Source organism: Kitasatospora sp. NPDC057904, assembly GCF_042887925.1.
GTDB lineage: Bacteria > Actinomycetota > Actinomycetes > Streptomycetales > Streptomycetaceae > Kitasatospora.
In genome coordinates this window covers 224,626-242,724 of record NZ_JBHVOL010000007.1, presented here as the reverse complement: position 1 = coordinate 242,724, position 18,099 = coordinate 224,626, and the positions used below count along the sequence as shown (strand labels likewise).

Below are 18,099 nucleotides of genomic sequence, written 5' to 3'. Positions count from 1 at the left end.
CCCGCCCACGGAGAAGCTGCGTTGACCACCAAACACCGGGCCGCCGTCCTCGGCTCGCCGATCGCCCACTCGCTCTCGCCGGACCTGCACCGGGCCGCCTTCGCGGCGCTCGGGCTGGACGGCTGGCGCTACGACCGGTTCGAGCTGGACGAGGCCGCCCTGCCCGGCTTCGTCGCCGGGCTGGACGAGGCGCAGTGGGCGGGCCTGTCGCTGACCATGCCGCTGAAGCGGGCGGTCATCCCGCTGCTCGACGAGGTCAGCGCGACGGCGCGCGCGGTGGACGCGGTGAACACGGTGGTGTTCACCGCAGACGGACGGCGCACCGGCGACAACACCGACGTCCGCGGCCTGGTGAACGCGCTGCGCGAGCGCGGCATCACCGAGGTGCCCGGCGCGGCGGTGCTGGGCGCGGGGGCCACGGCGTCCTCCGCGCTGGCCGCGCTGGCGCAGATCTGCACCGGCGAGGTGACGGTCTACGTGCGCAGTGCCGAGCGGGCCCGGGAGATGGCCGAGCTCGGGGAGCGGCTCGGCGTCGTCGTGCGGACGGCCGACTGGGAGCACGGCGCGCAGGCGCTGGCGCAGCCGCTCACCGTCTCCACGACGCCGGTCGGCTCGACGGACGGGTTCGTCGCGGCGCTGCCCGCCGAGCCCGGGGCGCTGTTCGACGTGCTCTACCACCCCTGGCCGACGGCGCTGGCGGCCGAGTGCGCCGGGCGCGGGGCCACCGTCCTGGGCGGGCTCGACCTGCTCGTGCACCAGGCGGTGCTGCAGAGCGAGGCCTTCACGGGGCGGACGCCGGGGCCGCTCGCGGCGATGCGCGAGGCGGGGGAGAAGGCGCTCTCCGGGCGCTGAGGCGGCGGGTACGAGGCCGCCGTCCGGCTTGTCCCGGCCTGATCCGAAAGACACGCCCTCGTCCCGGTCGGTCCCGTCCGTCCCGCTGGGCGGCCGGTCGCCGTCCGTCACGCGGACCACGCCCCCGGGTGACCTCGGGACATGAAAGGATTCGGTCAGAAGGCACGCCCGGGGCGGCCCGTGGGCCGGCCCGCTGATGAAGGAGCTCCGTTGGGTACGTTGCGCTGGCTGACGGCGGGGGAGTCGCACGGCCCCGCACTGGTCGCGACGCTGGAGGGCCTGCCCGCTGGTGTACCGGTCACCACCGCCGTGGTGGCCGACGCGCTGGCGCGTCGCCGGCTCGGTTACGGTCGTGGCGCGCGGATGAAGTTCGAGCGGGACGAGGTGACGTTCCTCGGCGGTGTCCGGCACGGCCTGACCATGGGCAGCCCGGTGGCGGTCATGGTCGGCAACACGGAGTGGCCGAAGTGGGAGCAGGTCATGTCGGCCGACCCGGTCGATCCCGAGGTGCTGGCGGGTCTGGCCCGCAACGAGGCGCTGACCCGTCCGCGTCCGGGCCACGCCGACCTGGCGGGCATGCAGAAGTACTCGATCGAGGAGGCCCGTCCGATCCTGGAGCGGGCGAGTGCCCGTGAGACGGCGGCCCGGGTCGCGCTGGGCGCGGTGGCCCGCGCGTACCTGAGGGAGACCTGCGGGATCGAGATCGTCAGCCACGTGGTGGAGCTGGCCGCGGCGAAGGCGCCGGCGGGTGTGCTGCCGGTGCCGTCGGACGAGGCGCGGCTGGACGCGGATCCGGTGCGCTGCCTGGACGCGGATGCGTCGAAGGCGATGGTCGCGGAGATCGACCAGGCGCACCGGGACGGTGACACGCTCGGTGGTGTGGTCGAGGTGCTGGCGTACGGGGTGCCGGTGGGTCTGGGCTCGCACGTGCACTGGGACCGGCGTCTGGATGCGCGGCTGGCGGCCGCGCTGATGGGGATCCAGGCGATCAAGGGTGTGGAGGTCGGGGACGGTTTCGAGCTGGCGCGGGTGCCGGGGTCGAAGGCGCACGACGAGATCGTCCCGACGGCGGAGGGTGTGAAGCGCACCTCCGGCCGCTCCGGCGGCACCGAGGGCGGTCTGTCGACGGGTGAGCTGTTGCGGGTGCGTGCGGCGATGAAGCCGATCGCGACGGTGCCGCGGGCGTTGCAGACGCTGGACGTGCGTACGGGTGAGCCGGCGAAGGCGCATCACCAGCGCTCCGACGTCTGCGCGGTGCCCGCCGCGGGCATCGTCGCGGAGGCGATGGTCGCGCTGGTGCTGGCCGACGCGGTCAACGAGAAGTTCGGCGGCGACCACGTCTCGGAGACGCGCCGCAACGTGCAGGGCTACCTCGACCACCTGATCATCCGATGATCCGGCCTGTCGTCGTTCTGGTCGGCCCGCCCGGCAGCGGCAAGTCCACGGTCGGGCGGGCCCTGGCCGAGCGCCTGGGCGTCGGCTTCCGCGACACCGACGCCGACATCGAGGTGCTGGCCGGCAAGCCGATCCCCGAGATCTTCATCGACGAGGGCGAGCCGCACTTCCGCGAGCTGGAGGTCCGCGCGGTGCGCGCGGCCGCCGAGGGCCACGACGGGGTGCTCGCGCTCGGCGGCGGCGCGGTGATGGCCGAGGCCACCCGCGCGCTGTTGCGCGAGCTGCCCGTGGTGTTCCTGGAGGTCCCGCTGGGCGACGCCGTCAAGCGGGTCGGGCTGGACGCCCCGCGGCCGCTGCTGGCCGTCAACCCGCGGGCCCGCTGGCGCGAGCTGATGGACGCCCGCCGCCCCCTCTACCTGGAGGTGGCCACCGCCGTCGTCGACACCGCGGGCCGCACCCCCGAGCAAGTCGCGGACGCCGTACTGGAAGCACTGGAGCTGAAGACCACCCATGACTGACATCGTCAGGATTCACGTCGGCGGCAGCGCCGGCCACGACCCGTACGACGTGCTGATCGGGCACCAGCTGCTCGGCGAGCTGGCGCCGCTGATCGGACCCCGGGCCAAGCGGGTCGCGCTCATCCACCCCGAGGCGCTGGCCGCCACCGCCGACGCCGTCCGCGAGGACCTGGCCGCCGAGGGCTACGAGGCGATCGCGCTCCAGGTGCCCAACGCCGAGGAGGCGAAGAGCGCCGAGGTCGCCGCGTACTGCTGGTCGGTGCTCGGACAGACCGGGTTCACCCGCAGCGACGTCGTCGTCGGCCTCGGCGGCGGTGCCACCACCGACCTGGCCGGGTTCGTCGCCGCGACCTGGCTGCGCGGCGTGCGCTGGGTGTCGATGCCGACCACGCTGCTCGGCATGGTCGACGCGGCCGTCGGCGGCAAGACCGGCATCAACATCGCCGAGGGCAAGAACATGGTCGGCGCCTTCCACCCGCCGGTGGGCGTCCTGGCCGACCTCGGCACGCTGGAGACCGTGCCCAAGCACGACTACGTCTCCGGCCTCGCCGAGGTCATCAAGTGCGGCTTCATCGCCGACCCGGCGATCCTCGACCTGATCGAGGCCGACCCGGAGGGCGCCAAGACGCCGGCCGGACCGCACACCGTCGAGCTGATCCGGCGCGCCATCCAGGTCAAGGCCGACGTGGTCTCCGGCGACCTCAAGGAGTCCGGTCAGCGGGAGATCCTCAACTACGGCCACACCCTCGGCCACGCCATCGAGCGCAACGAGCGCTACAAGTGGCGGCACGGCGCCGCGATCTCCATCGGCATGGTCTACGCCGCCGAACTCGGCCGCCTGGCCGGGCGGCTGGACGACGAGACGGCCGACCGGCACCGCGCCGTGCTGGCCTCCGTCGGCCTGCCGCTGACCTACCGGGCGGACGCCTGGCCGAAGCTGCTGGACGCCATGAAGATCGACAAGAAGTCGCGCGGCGACCTGATCCGCTTCATCGTCCTGGACGGCCTCGGCAAGACCTCCGTCCTGGAGGGCCCCGACCCGTCCCTGCTCGTCGCCGCCTACGCGGAGGTCTCGGCGTGACCAGGGTCATGGTGCTCAACGGCCCCAACCTCGGACGCCTCGGCAGCCGTGAGCCGGACGTCTACGGTGCCACCTCGTACGCCGGGCTGGTCGAGCGCTGCACGGCGCTCGGCGCGGAGTTCGGCTTCGAGGTCGAGGTCCACGAGACCAACTCCGAGCAGCGGATGGTCGAGTGGCTGCACGAGGCGGCCGACGGCAAGGTGCCCGTGGTGATCAACCCGGGCGCGTTCACGCACTACTCGTACGCCATGCGGGACGCGGCCGCGCAGCGCACCGCGCCGCTCATCGAGGTGCACATCTCCAACCCGTACGCGCGCGAGACCTTCCGGCACACCTCGGTCATCGCCGCCGTCGCCTCCGGCACCATCGCCGGGTTCGGGCTCGGCTCGTACGAACTCGCCCTGCGCGCCCTGGCGGAGCAGCTCACCACGCGCTGACGGTCGGTCGGACGGGCCGGGCCGGTGCCGTGCGTTCCGGCCGGCCCGAGGGCGGGCGGCGGCCCGGCGGCGGACTGTGCCCGTCGCCGGGCCGCCGTGTAGTGTCCCCGCTGGGAGAAGTCGGGAGGTGACCGTGACGCAGTACGCCGGGGGCGGGCAGGTGCCCCCTCATCCCGTCGCTCCGCCGGTCCGGCCGGCCGCCGGGGCCGTGACGGCCGTTTCGTCCCCCGGACCGGTGCCGTTCGGCGGGCGCGTTCCGCCACCGATTCCGCCCGCGCCGGTGCCCGCGGCTCCGGCCCCGGCGCCGGCTCCCGCGCCCACCGCGCCGATGCCGGCCGGGGCCACCGGGCACTTCGTCCTGCCCTCCGGCGCGCCCGTCCAGCTCCCGGCCCACCCGCCGCAGCGGCACGCGCCCGCCGGGCCGATCGCCGTCCTGCTGATCGGACCCGCCGGCGCCGGCAAGACCACCGTCGCCCGGTACTGGGCCGAGCGGCGGCACACCCCGACCGCGCACATCAGCCTGGACGACGTCCGGGAGTGGGTGCAGTCCGGCTTCGCCAACCCGCAGTCCGGCTGGAACAACGCCTCCGAGGCCCAGTACCGGCTGGCTCGCCGCACCTGCGGCTTCGCCTGTCGCAACTACCTCGCCAACGGCATCTCCTGCATCATCGACGACGCCGTCTTCCCCGACCGCCCGGCCATCGGCCTCGGCGGCTGGAAGCGGCACATCGGCCCCGGCATGCTGCCCGTCGTGCTGCTGCCCAGCCTCGACTCGGTGCTCGGCCGCAACGCCCGGCGCAGCGGCAACCGGCGGCTGGGCGACGAGGAGGTCGCCCGCATCCACGGGCGGATGGCCGGCTGGTACAACTCCGGGCTGCCGATCATCGACAACTCGCACCTGGACGTCGCCGCGACGGCCGCCGAGCTGGACCGGGTGATCCTGGCCCGGCTCACGGGGATGCCGGTCCGCTGAGCCGGCCGGGCCGCCGACCTGCGGGATCGCGGGGATGTCGGGGGCGGCTGCGATGATGGACGGGTCGAGTTGATCCGTCCCAGGGGAGCCGAGCCCGTGCCGGAAGGCCACATCATCCACCGCCTCGCGGCCGAGAACACCACGGCCTTCGGCGGCCGTCCCGTCCGGGTGTCCAGCCCGCAGGGCCGCTTCGCCGACGACGCCAAGCTGATCGACGGGCAGGTCCTGGTCGGGGCGGAGGCCGTCGGCAAGCACCTCTTCCTCGGCTTCGAGGAGGGCGCGTGGGTCCACGTGCACCTCGGCCTCTACGGCGGCTTCGCCTTCGGCGCCGGGCCCGCCCCGGAGCCGGTCGGGCTGATCCGGCTGCGCCTGGAGAACGACGACGCCCACGCCGACCTGCGCGGCCCCAACACCTGCGCGCTGGTCACCGGCGCGGAGAAGGCCGCCGTCGCCGCGCGCCTCGGCCCGGACCCGCTGCGCGCCGACGCCGACCCGGACGCCGCCTGGCGCCGGATATCGGCCAGCCGGACGACGGTCGCGGCCCTGCTGATGGACCAGAAGGTGCTGGCCGGGGTGGGCAACGTCTACCGCGCCGAGGTGCTCTTCCGGCACGGCATCGCCCCGCACCGGGCCGGCCGGGACCTCACCCGGGCCGAGTGGGACGCGATCTGGGCGGACCTCGTCGGGCTGATGCGCGAGGGCGTCGGCGCGGGCCGCATCGACACCGTCCGGCCCGAGCACACCCCCGAGGCGATGGGCCGGCCGCCGCGCGTGGACGACCACGGCGGCGAGGTCTACGTCTACCGCCGCGCCGCGATGCCCTGCCTGGTCTGCGGCACGGACGTGCGGACGGAGTCGCACGCGGCGCGCAACCTGTTCTGGTGCCCGACCTGCCAGGCGGCCTGAGCCGGATTCAGGTGGCGGGGGCCGGCACGCCGTAGGCTGGGCCCGGGCCGGCGGAGGGAGCGGACGGGTGGACGGCTTCGAGGTGTCCAACAGGGTTTCGGGCACGGTGCACGGGAACGTGATCCAGGGCGGAAACGTCACGGTCCACCTGGAGCCGCAGCGCCGGATCCCGCATCAGGTGCGACCGCCCCGCCGGACCTTCGTCAACCGCGAGCGCGAACTCGCCGCTCTCACGGGTGCGCTGGGCCGGGCCGGGCGGGACGGGCCGGCGATCGTCGTCTTCACCGGTCTGGCCGGCGTCGGCAAGACGGAGCTGGTGGCGAAGTTCGCCACCGAACAGGCGGCGCAGTTCCCGGGCGGTGTCCTGTACGCCGACCTCAAGGCCTACCGGCACGGGGCCGCGGTGGACCTCGCCGGGGTGCTGGAGGGTTTCCTGCGGGCCCTCGGGGTCCGTGTGCCGGACGTGGAGGCGGAGCGGTTCGGGGAGTTCCGGACGGCCACCGCCGGGCAGCGCTGTCTGGTCTTCCTCGACAACGTCGAGCACGCCGCCGAGGTCCGTGCTCTGCTGCCGACGAGCGGGCTGCTGGTGGCGGCGGGCCGGCAACGCCTGGACGCGCTGCGGATGGACGGCGCCGAGGTGCTGCGGCTGGAGCGGCTGGACGAGACGGCGGCCGCCGCCCTGGTGCGCGGCTGGCTGAGCGCCGGGCGCGGCACCGACGGTGAGGTCGCGGCCCTCGTGGAGCGGTGCGCGGGGCTGCCGCTCGCCCTCAACGCGGTCGGGAGCCAGCTGCTGGGCCGGAGCCGCCTCTCGGTGGGCCAGGTGGTGGCCGAACTAGCGGACTGGGAGGGCAAGTTGGCCATTCTGAACAACGACGAGGGGAACCTCCGCCGGACCTACGACCCGGTCTACGAGCGGCTCTCGGCGCCCGCCCGGGCGCTCTACCACCTGATCGGCGTGCATCCCGGCCCCTTCGTGTCGGCCGAACTGGCCGGGGCGACGGGCGTCGAGGACGCGGACGAGGCCCTGGACGAGCTGTGCGGCGCGCACCTGCTGGACGTCGTGGTCGACGACGGCCCGGAGGAGCGCTTCCAGGCGCACGACGTCGTCCGGACGCACGCCCACGCCCGTGCGCGCGAACTGCCCGGCCGGGCCGAGCTCCTGGCCGGGATCGTCGCCTACTTCAGGGGCCGGGCGTCGGTGGCGGACCGGGCGATGGGGTCGCGGCTGCGGGTGCAGGAGCCGAGCGGCGACGACCTGCCGGGCTTCGGCTCGTACGCGGCGGCCCTGGAGTGGTTCCAGGCCGAACGGGCCGACCTGCGCGCGGTGGTGGAGGCGGCGGCCGGGCAGGGGTGGCACGGCGAGGTGTGGCGGCTCTGCGAGTCGCTGTGGCCGCTGTACCACGGCCGCAAGCACTACGAGGACCTGATCGCCACCCACCGGCTCGGCGTCGAGTCGGCGCAGTGGGACAACCAGCCCGACGCCGTCGTCCGGATGCGCAACCAGCTCGCCCGCGCCTACTACGAGCGGCGGGAGTTCCCGCTCGCGGCCGAGCAGTTGGCGCTCGGCGCGGAGCAGGTGCCGCTGGTGACCGACCGGCGGCTCGCGGGCGTGCTGTACGAGACGGACGGGCTGCTGTGCCTGGCCGACGGGCGGACGGCGCGGGCGGTGGAGCGGTTCACGCTGGCCCTGGAGGAGAACCGGGGCGACGACCACGGCGAGATCGTGCAGAGCTACAACGTCGCGCAGGCGCTGATCGCGGACGGCCGGGCGGAGGAGGCGCTGGCCGTCCTCGACGAGGCCCGCGCGAGGGCCGTCGACACCGAGGACACCGACATGCTGATGAAGCTCCCGCTGGTGCGCGCCCGGGCCCACCGCGCGCTGGGGCGGCTGGACCTCGCGGTCGCGGACGCCGCCGAGTGCGCGCGGCGGGCGGCCGGGCTGAGCCAGTACGCGAAGGAGGCGCAGGCGCACACGCTGCTCGTCGAGCTCGCGGAGGAGCAGGGGGACGCGGCGCTCGCGGCGCGTAGCCGGGAGCGGCTGCAGGAACTGCAGGCACGCTAGTGCCGTGGCACTAGGACGTCCTCTTACGGCCCGGTGGTGAACGCGACCCGGGTGCGGTGTTCGCCGGTGCGGATGGTGAGTCCGTGCTCGGGGAGGCCGGCCGGGTCGCCGCCGGCGGTGAGCCAGTGCGCCACGGCGGAGCCGAGGAGCAGCGGGTCGAGGCGGGGTTCGGCGCTGCCCCAGGTCCGTTCGGCGCGGGCTTCCAGCAGCAGGCCGGTGCGCAGCCGGACGAGGTGGCGGGCCGGGCCGAGGGCGGCCACCGCGACGGCGAGGCCGGGGAGCGCGGCGGCGGTGTCGGCGAGCCAGCGTCCGGCGGGGACTTCGGCGCGCGTCTCGGTCCGGGCGAGGACCTCGGCGGTGTAGCGCAGGGCGTCGCCCGGGTGTTCGTCGGTGAGGGCGTGGAAGCCGCGCGGGCTGTGGTCGCCGGGGTCGAAGGGGTAGCGCCGCAGGCTGACCTCGGTGCCCTCGCTCGCGGCCTCGACGTCGTAGGCCGTCGGGCCTTCGGGGGTGCCGGGGCGGGGGACCGGCTTGGGGTAGGGCGGCAGGAGCGGTTCGTCGTCCGGTTCGTCCAGTCCGTCCAGGAAGGAGTAGAGCAGTGGGCGCAGCACCTCGGCGGAGCGGCCGCGGCGGGCGAGGGAGCGGTCGGTGATCGGGCGCAGGGCGGCCGGGTCCTGCTTCTGCAGGGCCTGTTCGAGCTGAGCGGCGAGGTCGCCGTCCGGGTCGAGTGCCGGGGCGGCCTGGCCGAAGGCGTGGCTGGGGGAGTGCGGGTCGAGTTCGGCGGCGCCGGTGGCGACGAGCAGGGTGGGGCGTTCCAGGGCGGCGCCGTAGACGGACACCGAGCCATGGTCGCCGATCAGGCAGTCGGCGGCGACGAGGGCGGCCTGCCAGCCCTGGTGGGGCGGGACGAGGCGCAGGCCCATCCGCCGGGCGTCGTCGAGCAGGGCCTCGGGGTCGTGCCGGTTCCAGATGTTGGGGTGGAGGACGACGGCGACCGCGTACTCGTCGGCGGGGAGCCGGCGGACGAGGCGCCGGGGCAGGTCGGGGCGGCGGCCGAATAACGAGTGCTCGCTCCAGGTGGAGTTGACGACGACGAGCCGCCGGCCGTCGACGGCGCCGAGGGCGGCCCGGTAGGAGTCGCGCAGGCGCAGGCTGCGGAGCATGCGGTCGAAGCACGGGTCGCCGACGACCTGGGCGACGTCCAGTGCCTCGGGGCAGGAGACCCGCAGCCGGTCGAGCTGTTCCGGGTGGGAGAGGCCGAGGACGTCGACGAAGACCCGGCCGTGGTGGGTGAGTTCGTTGCGGGAGAGGCCGGCTGCGCTGACGGTGTCGCCGGTGGACTCGGTCACCAGGCGGTTGTAGCCGGCGCCGTGCGGGAGGACGACGAGCCGGGCGTCGAGGCGGTGCATCGAGGAGTGGACGGCGCAGGCGACGGCCAGGTCGAAGCGGTGCCGGACGGCGTCCTCCCAGTCCAGCAGGGTGATGCCGGGCAGGCCGCGCAGGTAGTCGTCGAGGCCGTCGGCGAAGGCGGAGCCGGGGTTGACGGTGGCGTAGCGCTCGATGCCGTCGCGGTTCAGGAGGGTGAGGACGTCGAGGACCCGGGTGGCGGAGGTGAGGGTGCGGGCGACCGCCAGCACGCGCGCCCTGACCGGCCGGGTGTTCCAGCGGTCGGCGGGCCAGGCGTGGGGGTGGGTCGGCACGCCATGATCGTACTCATCGGGTCGGCTCCCCGCGGTGATTCAGGCCCGGGAGGTCAGCCCGCCGCGGCGGCGGGCTCCTCGTGGTCGGCCGCGGCGCACTCGTCGAGGAGGGGGCGCATGCTCTCGTCGACGAGCCGGTAGCGCACGACGCGTCCGTCCTTGTCCCCGGTGACCACGCCGGCCGTCCGCAGCAGCCGCAGGGCCTGTGAGACGGCCGGGTCGCGCATGCCGGTGGCGACGGCGAGGTCGGTGACGGCGAGCGGTCCGGCGCGGTGCAGGGCGAGCAGGATCGCGAGCCGCCCGGGGTCGGCGAGCAGGGAGAACCGCTCGGACCACGAGCGGACGTGCGCGGCGTCGCCGATCGCGGCGATGGCCTCACAGACCCGGTGTCCGTCGATGGTGCGGTGGCCCGCGCGGTCGGCCGGTACGAGATGCATGCGGACATTCTGGCAGCTCACGACCTGTGATCCTGGACACCTGCGTAGGTGCGCAGCCTTGCAAGGGTCGGCCCGGGACCCCTACGGTGTTCCCCGCCGTGGTGCTCGGGAAGACCGGTGACGGACCCTCAGGGGTCCCAGTCCGGAGCGGCCCTCGCCACTGTGATCGGGGGAGTCCGCCCGTACCCAGACGCCACTGGGCGCTTCGCGCGCCTGGGAAGGCGGGTACGGGAGCCCCGTCAGCCAGGAGACCGGCCACGGCATCTCACGAACGTCTTTCCACGAGGTGCTGGAGCGTGATCCGAAGATGACCCTGCCCGAAACCGCCGCCCCCGAGGCCGCGCCCGCCGTGCTGCCCACCTTCCGGTGGAGGAGAGAGGACACCGTCCGCACCGCCGGGCTGATGGGGGTGATCCTGGCCATGCACGTCGTGGCGTTCGGGACCCTCGTCTTCCTGGTGGCGCCGCACAACTACGCCGTCGGCACCCAGGTCTTCGGGGTGGGCCTCGGCATCACGGCGTACACGCTCGGCATGCGGCACGCGTTCGACGCCGACCACATCGCGGTGATCGACAACACCACCCGCAAGCTGATGGCCGACGGCAAGCGGCCGGTCTCGGTGGGCTTCTGGTTCGCCCTCGGGCACTCGTCGATGGTGGTCGTCATGGCCGCCCTGGTCGCGGGCGGCGCGCAGCTGGCGAACACGCTGATGGACGACGAGTCGACGACCCACCAGTGGCTCGGCATGGTCGGCACGACGGCCTCAGGCGCGTTCCTCTACCTGATCGGCGCGCTCAACCTGGCGGCGCTGCTCGGCATCCTGAAGGTGTTCCGGGCGATGCGCGCGGGGCAGTACGACGAGGCCGAGCTGGAGCAGCACCTGAACTCGCGCGGCTTCATGGCCCGGGTGCTGAACCGGGCGACCCGCTCGATCACCCGGCCCGGCCAGATGTTCCCGGTGGGCATGGTGCTCGGCCTCGGCTTCGACACCGCGACCGAGGTGACCCTGATGGTGATGGCCGGTTCGGGCGCGGCCGCCGGGCTGCCCTGGTACGCGATCGTCTGCCTGCCGCTGCTGTTCGCGGCGGGGATGAGCCTGTTCGACACGCTGGACGGGACGTTCATGAACTTCGCGTACCAGTGGGCGTTCTCCAACCCGGTGCGCAAGGTGTACTACAACCTGACGATCACCGGTCTGTCGATCGCGGTGGCGTTCATCATCGGCACGATCGAGCTGGTCGGCGTGCTGCACGAGAAGCTGGACCTGACCGATCCGGTCACCGGCTGGATCGCGGACATCTCGCTCGACAACGTCGGCTACGCGATCGCCGGGCTGTTCGTCGTCGTCTGGGCCGCGGCGATCGCGTACTGGAAGCTGGCCGGGGTCGAGAAGCGCTGGGGCGCCGAACGCTCCTGAGCACGGCTGCCGCACGCCTGCCGCACGCCTGCCGCACGCCTGCCGCACGCCTGCCGCGACGGCGCCTCCCCACGGTGGGGAGGCGCCGTCGCGCGCGTTCCGGGCCGGCTGCGCCGGGTCAGCTGTGCCGGTCGCCGTAGCGCTGGCGGAAGCGCTCGACGCGGCCCGCGGTGTCGAGCACGCGGGACTGGCCGGTGTAGAAGGGGTGGCTCGCCGAGGAGATCTCGACGTCGATGACGGGATAGGTGTTGCCGTCCTCCCACTCGACCGTGCGGTCGCTGGTGACCGTCGAGCGGGTGAGGAAGGAGAGGCCGCCGACCTTGTCGCGGAAGACGACGGGCCGGTAGGCGGGGTGGATTCCGGGCTTCATGGGGGTGCCTCCTCGGCGGGGGATCAGCGCTCTTCGTTCGACGTTCTTCGTTTCGACGTTCTTCGTTCCGGCGCTCTTCGGTCAGCGCTCTTCGCGGAAGTCGACGTGCTCGCGCGCGACCGGGTCGTACTTGCGCAGCACCATCCGGTCCGGGTCGTTCCGGCGGTTCTTGCGGGTCACGTACGTGTAGCCGGTGCCGGCGGTGGAGCGGAGCTTGATGACGGGGCGCAGTTCGCTGCGGGCCATGAGGTCCTCCGGAGGGGTCGGGTGGTGCGGCGGTTCGGGGCCGGGTTGGAACCGTACACCGAAATGGATGTCATTTTCATCTGGGGTAACGTGACCTCCGTCCCGCCCATTCCCGGACCGTTTTGGGAGCCCCCATGTCCGCCCACTGCCAGCTCACCGGCCGCCGGCCGGGCTTCGGCAACGCGATCTCGCACTCGCACCGCCGCACCCCGCGGCGCTTCGACCCCAACATCCAGCGCAAGCGCTACTGGCTGCCGGGCGAGGGCCGGTACGTCCGGCTCACGCTCAGCGCCAAGGGGATCCGCACGATCGACGCGATCGGGGTCGAGGCCGCCGTCGCCCGGATCCGGGCCCGGGGGGAGAAGGTCTGATGGCGAAGCAGAGCAAGATCGCCAAGAACGAACGGCGGCGCGAGACCGTCGCCCGCTACGCGGGGCGCCGCGCCGAGCTCAAGAGGACCATCGCCCACCCCGGCACCGCCCCCGCCGAGCGCGCCGCCGCCCAGGCCGAACTCGCCCGCCAGCCGCGCGACGCCAGCGCCACCCGGATCCGCAACCGCGACGCCGTCGACGGCCGCCCGCGCGGTTACGTCGGCGCCTTCGGCCTCTCCCGGATCAATCTGCGCACTCTCGCCCACGCGGGCCACCTGCCCGGCGTCCGCAAGGCCAGCTGGTGAGCGGCGCGGACGGGACCAGGCTGCCCGTCGTGGTCGTCGCCGGGCTGCACGCCGACCACCGCCGCAGTGCCGTCGAGGAGTTGGCGCGCGGCGCGGTCGACGCCGTGGTCCTCCACCACGACCTGCGGGACGCCTCCCGCGGCGTCGTCCACCGCCGACTGCGCGACGCGGGCGGCGAGTTCGACCCGGCCGACGTACCGCTGCTCAACGACTGCCCGTGCTGCGCCCTGCGGGAGGACCTGCTGCCCCGGCTGCTGCGCATCGCGGACGAAGGACGGCACGGGCTCGCGGTGGTCGAACTGTGGGGCGGCAGCGATCCGCACCCGGCCGTCGAGGTCATCGCCGGCGGCGAGGTCGACGGCCGGCCCCTGGCGGAGGCCGTCGAGCTCGCGGGCGTCGTCGCCGCCGTCGACCCCGACCGGCTCACGAGCGAACTCTCCGTCTCCGACGACCTCGTGGAGCACGGCGAGCACACCGCACCGGAGGACCCCCGCACCCGCGCGGAGGCCCTCGCCCACCAGATCGAGTACGCGACCACCCTCGCCGTCCCGCGCGCGACCGCGCACACGCCGGGGCTCGCGATGCTCCGCCAGCTCCACCCCACCGCCCGCGTCGTGCGGCTCGCCACCGGTGCGCTCACCCGGGCCGCGCTCGGCGGCTTCGACGTCGCGGCCGCCCGCGACCGGGTCAACCCGGCGCTGGCGCTGCTGCCGCAGGAGCACGACGAGGGCGGGGTCACCACGATGGTGTGGGAGCGCCGCAGGCCGCTGCACCCGCAGCGACTGCACGAGGCGCTCGAACTGCTCGTCCCGGCGGCCCAGCGCAGCCGCGGCCGCTTCTGGCTGGCCAACCGGCCCGACCTGATGCTCGCGTGGGACGCGGCCGGGGCGAACCTCGCGGTGGAGGAGTGCGGGCCGTGGCTCTCCGCGCTGCCCGACGCGGCCTGGGACCTCTACCCGCCCGCGCGCCGGGCCGCCGCCGCCCTCGACTGGCACCCGGCCCACGGCGACCGCGTGCAGCAGCTCAGCTTCACGGCCGAGGGCCTGGACACGGACGGGATCACCCACCTCCTCGACTCCTGCCTGCTCACCGACGCCGAACTCGCCGCCGGCGAATCCGGCTGGAAGGCGCTGCCCGACGCCTTCCACGACCTGCTCGACCCCGTCGCCTGAGGATCATCACTGTGCGTAAACGACTCAACCCGCCGAGGCCCAAGCCCAACCCGCTGGTCACAGCCGGTATCGAGTACATCGACTACAAGGACACCGATCTCCTGCGGAAGTTCGTCTCCGATCGCGGCAAGATCCGCAGCCGCCGGGTCAGCCGGCTGACCGTCCGGCAGCAGCGGGCGATGGCCCGGGCGATCAAGAACGCCCGCGAGATGGCCCTGCTCCCGTACACCACCCGATAGGAGACCCCGATGGCCGTACCCAAGCGCAAGACGTCCCGCAGCAACACGCGGCACCGCCGGGCCCAGTGGAAGGCGAGCGCGCCGAAACTCGTCCCGATCACGGTGAACGGGCGGGAACTGCTCGTCCCGCAGCACCTCGTGCCCGCCTACCGGAGGGGGCTCATCGATCCGGAAGGGGGGTGACGGCGCCGCCGGGGGCGCGGGTAGGTAAAGGTCGCGCCCCCGTCGGGGGTTCTCGGCGGGCGGATCGGGGGCGGGCTTCGTAGGCTCGACGCATGTCTGATGCGTACGCGGGTCGGCGGGAGCGGCTGCGGGAGCACTGCAGTGCGGCCGGGGCCGATGCGGCGCTGATCACCCGGCCGGCCAACGTGCGGTACCTGACCGGCTGCGCCCCCTGCGGCGCGACCTTGCTGCTCACCAGGGAACGGGTGCTGCTGACGCTGCCGGACGACCTGCCGCCGGACGACACCGGGGAGCACCTGATCGCCGCCGACGTCACCCAGGTCCCGGTGCCGGCCGGGGCGGACACCGCGCTGGCGGCCGCGGCCGAGGCCTCCCGGCTGCGGGTGCACGCCATGGCGGTGGAGGAGCACGACCTCACCGTCCTGCGCCACCGCGCGGTGGCGAGCCTGGCCGAGGGGGTCCGGCTGGCCGAGCTGGGGCAGGTCGTCGAACGGCTGCGGGTGATCAAGGACGAGCACGAGATCGCCGACCTGCGGATCGCCGCCGAGATCGCCGACCAGGCGCTCGGCGAGCTGCTGGAGTCGATCCTGGTCGGCCGCACCGAGCGGCACCTGGCGATGGAGCTGGAGCGCCGGATGATCGACCACGGTGCCGACCGGGCGGCCTTCCCGGTCTCGGTCGGCACCGGCAGCCACTCTGGCCAGCCCGCCCACCAGCCGACCGACCGCCGGGTCGAGGAGGGCGACTTCCTGACCGTGGTGCTCGGTGCCCAGTACCGCGGGTACGGCGTGTCGACCGCCCGGACCTTCGTGATCGGCGCCGCCCCCGCGCCCTGGCAGGTGGAGCTGCACCGGCTGGTGTTCCGGGCGCAGCGGGCCGGGCGGGAGGCGCTCGGACCCGGCGTGGAGCAGTGCGTACCCGACCGGGCGGCGCGGCAGATCCTGGACGCGGCCGGCCACTCCGAGGCCTCCCCGCACCCGGTGGGCCACGGCATCGGGCTGGAGATGCGGGAGGCGCCGCGCCTCGGTCCGGCGGACATGGGTAAACTGGACAGCCGCGTACCGGTCACCGTCGGTCCGGGGGTACACATCCCGGGCAAGGGCGGGGTCCGGATCGAGGACACGCTCGTCGTGCGCCCCCTCGAAGAGGGCGGGCCCGAGCTGCTCACCATCACCACCAAGGAGCTCCTCGCCCTGTGACGGCGGCCCCGGGCCGCCGGTGGCAGGACGCGACCCTTGGTTCCTTGACAGCTATATCCAGGAGTAAGTGCGCCCGTGGCTTCCACGAACGATCTCAAGAACGGCATGGTCCTCAAGCTGGAGGGCGGCAAGCTCTGGTCCGTCGTCGAGTTCCAGCACGTCAAGCCCGGCAAGGGCCCGGCCTTCGTGCGTACGAAGCTCAAGGAGGTCCTGACGGGCAAGGTCGTCGACAAGACCTTCAACGCCGGCACCAAGGTCGAGACCGCCAACGTCGACAAGCGCGGCATGCAGTTCTCGTACAAGGACGGCGAGAACTTCGTGTTCATGGACATGGACACCTACGACCAGCTCACCATCGAGCCGGCCGTCGTCGGTGACGCCGCCAACTACCTGCTGGAGGGCTTCGAGGCCCTCGTCGCGACCAACGAGGGCGCGGTGCTCTACATCGAGCTCCCGACCTCCGTCGAGCTGCTCATCGCGCACACCGAGCCGGGCGTCCAGGGCGACCGCTCCACCGGTGGCACCAAGCCGGCCACGCTGGAGACCGGTGCCGAGATCCAGGTCCCGCTCTTCGTCGTCACCGGCGAGAAGGTCAAGGTCGACACCCGCGACGGCAGCTACCTCGGCCGGGTGAAGTAAGTCCGTGTCGGCCGCACGCAGCAAGGCCCGCACCCGGGCCTTCCAGATCCTCTTCGAGGCCGACCACCGCGGGGTCGACCCGCAGCAGGTCCTCGCCGACTGGGTGGCCCGCGCCCGCGAGCCCAAGCCCGACGAGGGCACCCCCCAGGTCGCCGAGTACACGATGGAGCTGATCGAGGGTTACGTCCGGCACGCGCGCCGGATCGACGACCTGATCTCCCAGTACTCGGTGGGCTGGACGCTCGACCGGATGCCGATCGTGGACCGCAACGTCCTGCGGCTCGGCGCCTACGAGCTGATCTGGGAGGACGGCGTCCCGGACGCCGTCGTCCTGGACGAGGCCGTGGAGATCGCCAAGGAGTTCTCCACGGACGACTCCCCGTCCTTCGTCAACGGCCTGCTCGCCCGCTTCCTGGAGCTGAAGCCGAGCATCCGCCGCTAGGCACGGACGGGCCCCGCCCCGCGAACGGCCGCCGGACCCGCACGAGGGTCCGGCGGCCGTCGCGCGTTTCACCCGGGTGGCGTATGTTGGGATCCTACTGGCCGGTAACTTATCGGTCGCACCATGAGAGATCCCCAGGTATCCCCACGCACGTCCGCAGTGAAGGGCAGGCCACCCCCATGACCACGGCGATCCGCAGCGAGTTCGACCAGGGCATCGCGCTGAGCAGACACCCCGACGAGCCCGGCCGTTACGACGGCGAGCTCGGCGCGGGCTGGCAGATCGGCGGCGGCGTCAACGGCGGGCTGCTGCTCGCCGTCGCCGGACACGCGCTGTCGCTGGAGCACGGCGACCACCCCGACCCGGTGTCGATCAGCGGTTACTACCTGTCCGCCTCGGTGCCGGGCCCGGCCACCGTCCGCACCGAGGTGCTGCGCTCCGGCCGCGGCCTGTCCACCGGCACCGCCTCGCTCAGCCAGGACGGCGTCGAACGGCTGCGCGTCGTCGCCAGCCACGGGGACCTCTCGACGGCCGTCGGCGAGGTGCGCACCAGCGCGCAGCCGCCGCAGCTGCCGCCGCCGGACCAGTGTGTCGGCGTCGAACACGCGCCCAAGGAACTCATCGCCCAGGCCGCCCTGCTGGAGCGCTTCGACCTGCGGCTCGACCCGGCCACGATCGGCTGGGCGCTCGGACAGCCGTCCGGCACCGGGCGGATCCAGGGCTGGTTCCGGCTCGCCGACGGCCGCGAGCCCGACCCGCTGCTGCTCCTGCTGGTCGCCGACGCGCTGCCGCCGGTCACCTTCGACCTGGGGATGCCGGGCTGGGCGCCGACCGTCGAGCTGACCGTCCACCTGCGGGCCAGGCCGGTGCCCGGCTGGCTGCGGGTCACCCACGCGACCCGCAACCTGGCCGGCGGCTACTTCGAGGAGGACGCCGAGGTCTGGGACGAGGCCGGCCGTCTGGTCGCGCAGTCCCGCCAGCTCGCCCGGGTGCCGCGTCCGGCGTGAGGCCCGACGGCGCGAGAACCGGCGCATTACCGGTGGTTACATTCCTGTGACACGCCGTACGTGTGCGGCGCTCGGGACTGGGGAGTAACACGGTCAGCGGCGGGCCCCGCCGCCGACCGTGACCCTACTGAGCCGGGAGCCACACGTGAGC

Annotated in this window: 22 protein-coding genes and 1 riboswitch; of the genes, 18 read left to right on the top strand and 4 right to left on the bottom strand. The window is 73.7% G+C overall.

Features of this window, described 5'->3' with window-relative positions:
• Positions 1-21: 21 nt before the first annotated feature.
• From ACFVSN_RS20055 to ACFVSN_RS20020, 8 genes are all read left to right on the top strand, one after another.
• Positions 22-852, top strand: coding sequence for a shikimate dehydrogenase (locus ACFVSN_RS20055; protein WP_387956326.1), 831 nt, complete (start codon positions 22-24; stop codon positions 850-852).
• A gap of 210 nt (positions 853-1,062) precedes the next feature.
• Positions 1,063-2,247, top strand: a complete 1,185-nt coding sequence (gene aroC, locus ACFVSN_RS20050) for a chorismate synthase (RefSeq protein ID WP_387956325.1) — start codon at positions 1,063-1,065, stop codon at positions 2,245-2,247.
• Positions 2,244-2,765 carry a shikimate kinase gene (locus tag ACFVSN_RS20045; RefSeq protein ID WP_387601416.1) on the top strand — a complete coding sequence of 174 codons (522 nt, stop codon included), beginning with the start codon at positions 2,244-2,246 and terminating at the stop codon, positions 2,763-2,765. Before aroC ends, ACFVSN_RS20045 begins: the two co-directional genes overlap by 4 nt.
• On the top strand, positions 2,758-3,846 hold the full coding sequence (gene aroB / locus ACFVSN_RS20040) for a 3-dehydroquinate synthase (protein ID WP_380448936.1): 1,089 nt from the start codon (positions 2,758-2,760) through the stop codon (positions 3,844-3,846). Before ACFVSN_RS20045 ends, aroB begins: the two co-directional genes overlap by 8 nt.
• A gap of 8 nt (positions 3,847-3,854) precedes the next feature.
• On the top strand, positions 3,855-4,283 hold the full coding sequence (aroQ, locus tag ACFVSN_RS20035; RefSeq protein ID WP_380498466.1) for a type II 3-dehydroquinate dehydratase: 429 nt from the start codon (positions 3,855-3,857) through the stop codon (positions 4,281-4,283).
• A 127-nt stretch (positions 4,284-4,410) separates the two neighbouring features.
• A complete protein-coding gene (locus tag ACFVSN_RS20030; RefSeq protein WP_380448934.1) occupies positions 4,411-5,256 on the top strand; it encodes an AAA family ATPase in 846 nt (281 codons plus the stop codon).
• A 96-nt stretch (positions 5,257-5,352) separates the two neighbouring features.
• Positions 5,353-6,162, top strand: a complete 810-nt coding sequence (locus tag ACFVSN_RS20025) for an Fpg/Nei family DNA glycosylase (protein WP_380498455.1) — start codon at positions 5,353-5,355, stop codon at positions 6,160-6,162.
• Positions 6,163-6,229: 67 nt separating this feature from the next.
• Positions 6,230-8,224: an AAA family ATPase gene (locus tag ACFVSN_RS20020; RefSeq protein ID WP_387601412.1), complete on the top strand. Its 1,995-nt coding sequence runs from the start codon at positions 6,230-6,232 to the stop codon at positions 8,222-8,224.
• Positions 8,225-8,247: 23 nt separating this feature from the next.
• On the opposite strand, the gene ACFVSN_RS20015 is transcribed toward ACFVSN_RS20020, so the two are convergent.
• Positions 8,248-9,921, bottom strand: coding sequence for a hypothetical protein (locus ACFVSN_RS20015; RefSeq protein WP_387601410.1), 1,674 nt, complete (start codon positions 9,919-9,921; stop codon positions 8,248-8,250).
• Between the two features lie 53 nt (positions 9,922-9,974).
• Positions 9,975-10,358 (bottom strand): ArsR/SmtB family transcription factor, encoded by a 384-nt coding sequence (locus ACFVSN_RS20010; protein WP_380446292.1) that lies wholly within the window; start codon positions 10,356-10,358, stop codon positions 9,975-9,977.
• 82 nt (positions 10,359-10,440) lie between these two features.
• Positions 10,441-10,633, top strand: a riboswitch (cobalamin riboswitch).
• Between the two features lie 32 nt (positions 10,634-10,665).
• Between ACFVSN_RS20010 and ACFVSN_RS20005 the strand changes: the two genes are divergently transcribed.
• Positions 10,666-11,775, top strand: a complete 1,110-nt coding sequence (locus ACFVSN_RS20005) for a HoxN/HupN/NixA family nickel/cobalt transporter (protein WP_380446293.1) — start codon at positions 10,666-10,668, stop codon at positions 11,773-11,775.
• 118 nt (positions 11,776-11,893) lie between these two features.
• On the opposite strand, the gene ACFVSN_RS20000 is transcribed toward ACFVSN_RS20005, so the two are convergent.
• Together ACFVSN_RS20000 and rpmG are read right to left on the bottom strand one after the other, a co-directional pair.
• Positions 11,894-12,145: a type B 50S ribosomal protein L31 gene (locus tag ACFVSN_RS20000; protein ID WP_380446294.1), complete on the bottom strand. Its 252-nt coding sequence runs from the start codon at positions 12,143-12,145 to the stop codon at positions 11,894-11,896.
• A gap of 81 nt (positions 12,146-12,226) precedes the next feature.
• A complete protein-coding gene (rpmG, locus tag ACFVSN_RS19995) occupies positions 12,227-12,391 on the bottom strand; it encodes a 50S ribosomal protein L33 (RefSeq protein WP_363648209.1) in 165 nt (54 codons plus the stop codon).
• Between the two features lie 134 nt (positions 12,392-12,525).
• Here rpmG and rpmB point away from each other — a divergent pair, with 134 nt between their 5' ends.
• The 9 genes from rpmB (at position 12,526) to ACFVSN_RS19950 (ending at position 17,948) form a co-directional block, all read left to right on the top strand.
• Positions 12,526-12,762: a 50S ribosomal protein L28 gene (gene rpmB, locus ACFVSN_RS19990; RefSeq protein WP_380446295.1), complete on the top strand. Its 237-nt coding sequence runs from the start codon at positions 12,526-12,528 to the stop codon at positions 12,760-12,762.
• On the top strand, positions 12,762-13,067 hold the full coding sequence (gene rpsN / locus ACFVSN_RS19985) for a 30S ribosomal protein S14 (protein ID WP_380446296.1): 306 nt from the start codon (positions 12,762-12,764) through the stop codon (positions 13,065-13,067). Before rpmB ends, rpsN begins: the two co-directional genes overlap by 1 nt.
• A complete protein-coding gene (locus ACFVSN_RS19980) occupies positions 13,064-14,239 on the top strand; it encodes a CobW family GTP-binding protein (RefSeq protein ID WP_387956324.1) in 1,176 nt (391 codons plus the stop codon). The genes rpsN and ACFVSN_RS19980 overlap by 4 nt, the downstream gene beginning before the upstream one ends.
• 5 nt (positions 14,240-14,244) lie before the next feature.
• Positions 14,245-14,478 carry a 30S ribosomal protein S18 gene (rpsR, locus tag ACFVSN_RS19975; RefSeq protein ID WP_380446315.1) on the top strand — a complete coding sequence of 78 codons (234 nt, stop codon included), beginning with the start codon at positions 14,245-14,247 and terminating at the stop codon, positions 14,476-14,478.
• Between the two features lie 9 nt (positions 14,479-14,487).
• The gene (rpmF, locus tag ACFVSN_RS19970) at positions 14,488-14,661 is read left to right on the top strand and encodes a 50S ribosomal protein L32 (RefSeq protein WP_380446297.1); all 174 of its coding nucleotides are present in this window, start codon (positions 14,488-14,490) and stop codon (positions 14,659-14,661) included.
• Between the two features lie 92 nt (positions 14,662-14,753).
• Positions 14,754-15,860, top strand: coding sequence for a M24 family metallopeptidase (locus tag ACFVSN_RS19965; protein WP_380446298.1), 1,107 nt, complete (start codon positions 14,754-14,756; stop codon positions 15,858-15,860).
• 75 nt (positions 15,861-15,935) lie between these two features.
• Entirely contained in the window at positions 15,936-16,499 is a 564-nt protein-coding gene (gene efp, locus ACFVSN_RS19960) for an elongation factor P (RefSeq protein ID WP_380446299.1), read from the top strand.
• A gap of 4 nt (positions 16,500-16,503) precedes the next feature.
• Positions 16,504-16,941 carry a transcription antitermination factor NusB gene (nusB, locus tag ACFVSN_RS19955; protein ID WP_380446300.1) on the top strand — a complete coding sequence of 146 codons (438 nt, stop codon included), beginning with the start codon at positions 16,504-16,506 and terminating at the stop codon, positions 16,939-16,941.
• A gap of 179 nt (positions 16,942-17,120) precedes the next feature.
• Positions 17,121-17,948 carry a thioesterase family protein gene (locus tag ACFVSN_RS19950; protein WP_387956323.1) on the top strand — a complete coding sequence of 276 codons (828 nt, stop codon included), beginning with the start codon at positions 17,121-17,123 and terminating at the stop codon, positions 17,946-17,948.
• The last annotated feature ends 151 nt before the right edge of the window (positions 17,949-18,099 follow it).

Excerpts from the sequence above, each read along its gene's own strand:
- ACFVSN_RS20045 (WP_387601416.1), top strand. The coding sequence starts at position 2,244 with ATGATCCGGCCTGTCGTCGTTCTGGTCGGCCCGCCCGGCAGCGGCAAG.
- aroB (WP_380448936.1), top strand. The coding sequence starts at position 2,758 with ATGACTGACATCGTCAGGATTCACGTCGGCGGCAGCGCCGGCCACGAC.
- aroQ (WP_380498466.1), top strand. The coding sequence starts at position 3,855 with ATGGTGCTCAACGGCCCCAACCTCGGACGCCTCGGCAGCCGTGAGCCG.
- ACFVSN_RS20010 (WP_380446292.1), bottom strand. The coding sequence starts at position 10,358 with ATGCATCTCGTACCGGCCGACCGCGCGGGCCACCGCACCATCGACGGA.
- ACFVSN_RS20005 (WP_380446293.1), top strand. The coding sequence starts at position 10,666 with ATGACCCTGCCCGAAACCGCCGCCCCCGAGGCCGCGCCCGCCGTGCTG.
- ACFVSN_RS20000 (WP_380446294.1), bottom strand. The coding sequence starts at position 12,145 with ATGAAGCCCGGAATCCACCCCGCCTACCGGCCCGTCGTCTTCCGCGAC.
- rpmG (WP_363648209.1), bottom strand. The coding sequence starts at position 12,391 with ATGGCCCGCAGCGAACTGCGCCCCGTCATCAAGCTCCGCTCCACCGCC.
- rpmB (WP_380446295.1), top strand. The coding sequence starts at position 12,526 with ATGTCCGCCCACTGCCAGCTCACCGGCCGCCGGCCGGGCTTCGGCAAC.
- rpsN (WP_380446296.1), top strand. The coding sequence starts at position 12,762 with ATGGCGAAGCAGAGCAAGATCGCCAAGAACGAACGGCGGCGCGAGACC.
- rpmF (WP_380446297.1), top strand. The coding sequence starts at position 14,488 with ATGGCCGTACCCAAGCGCAAGACGTCCCGCAGCAACACGCGGCACCGC.
- ACFVSN_RS19965 (WP_380446298.1), top strand. The coding sequence starts at position 14,754 with ATGTCTGATGCGTACGCGGGTCGGCGGGAGCGGCTGCGGGAGCACTGC.
- ACFVSN_RS19950 (WP_387956323.1), top strand. The coding sequence starts at position 17,121 with ATGACCACGGCGATCCGCAGCGAGTTCGACCAGGGCATCGCGCTGAGC.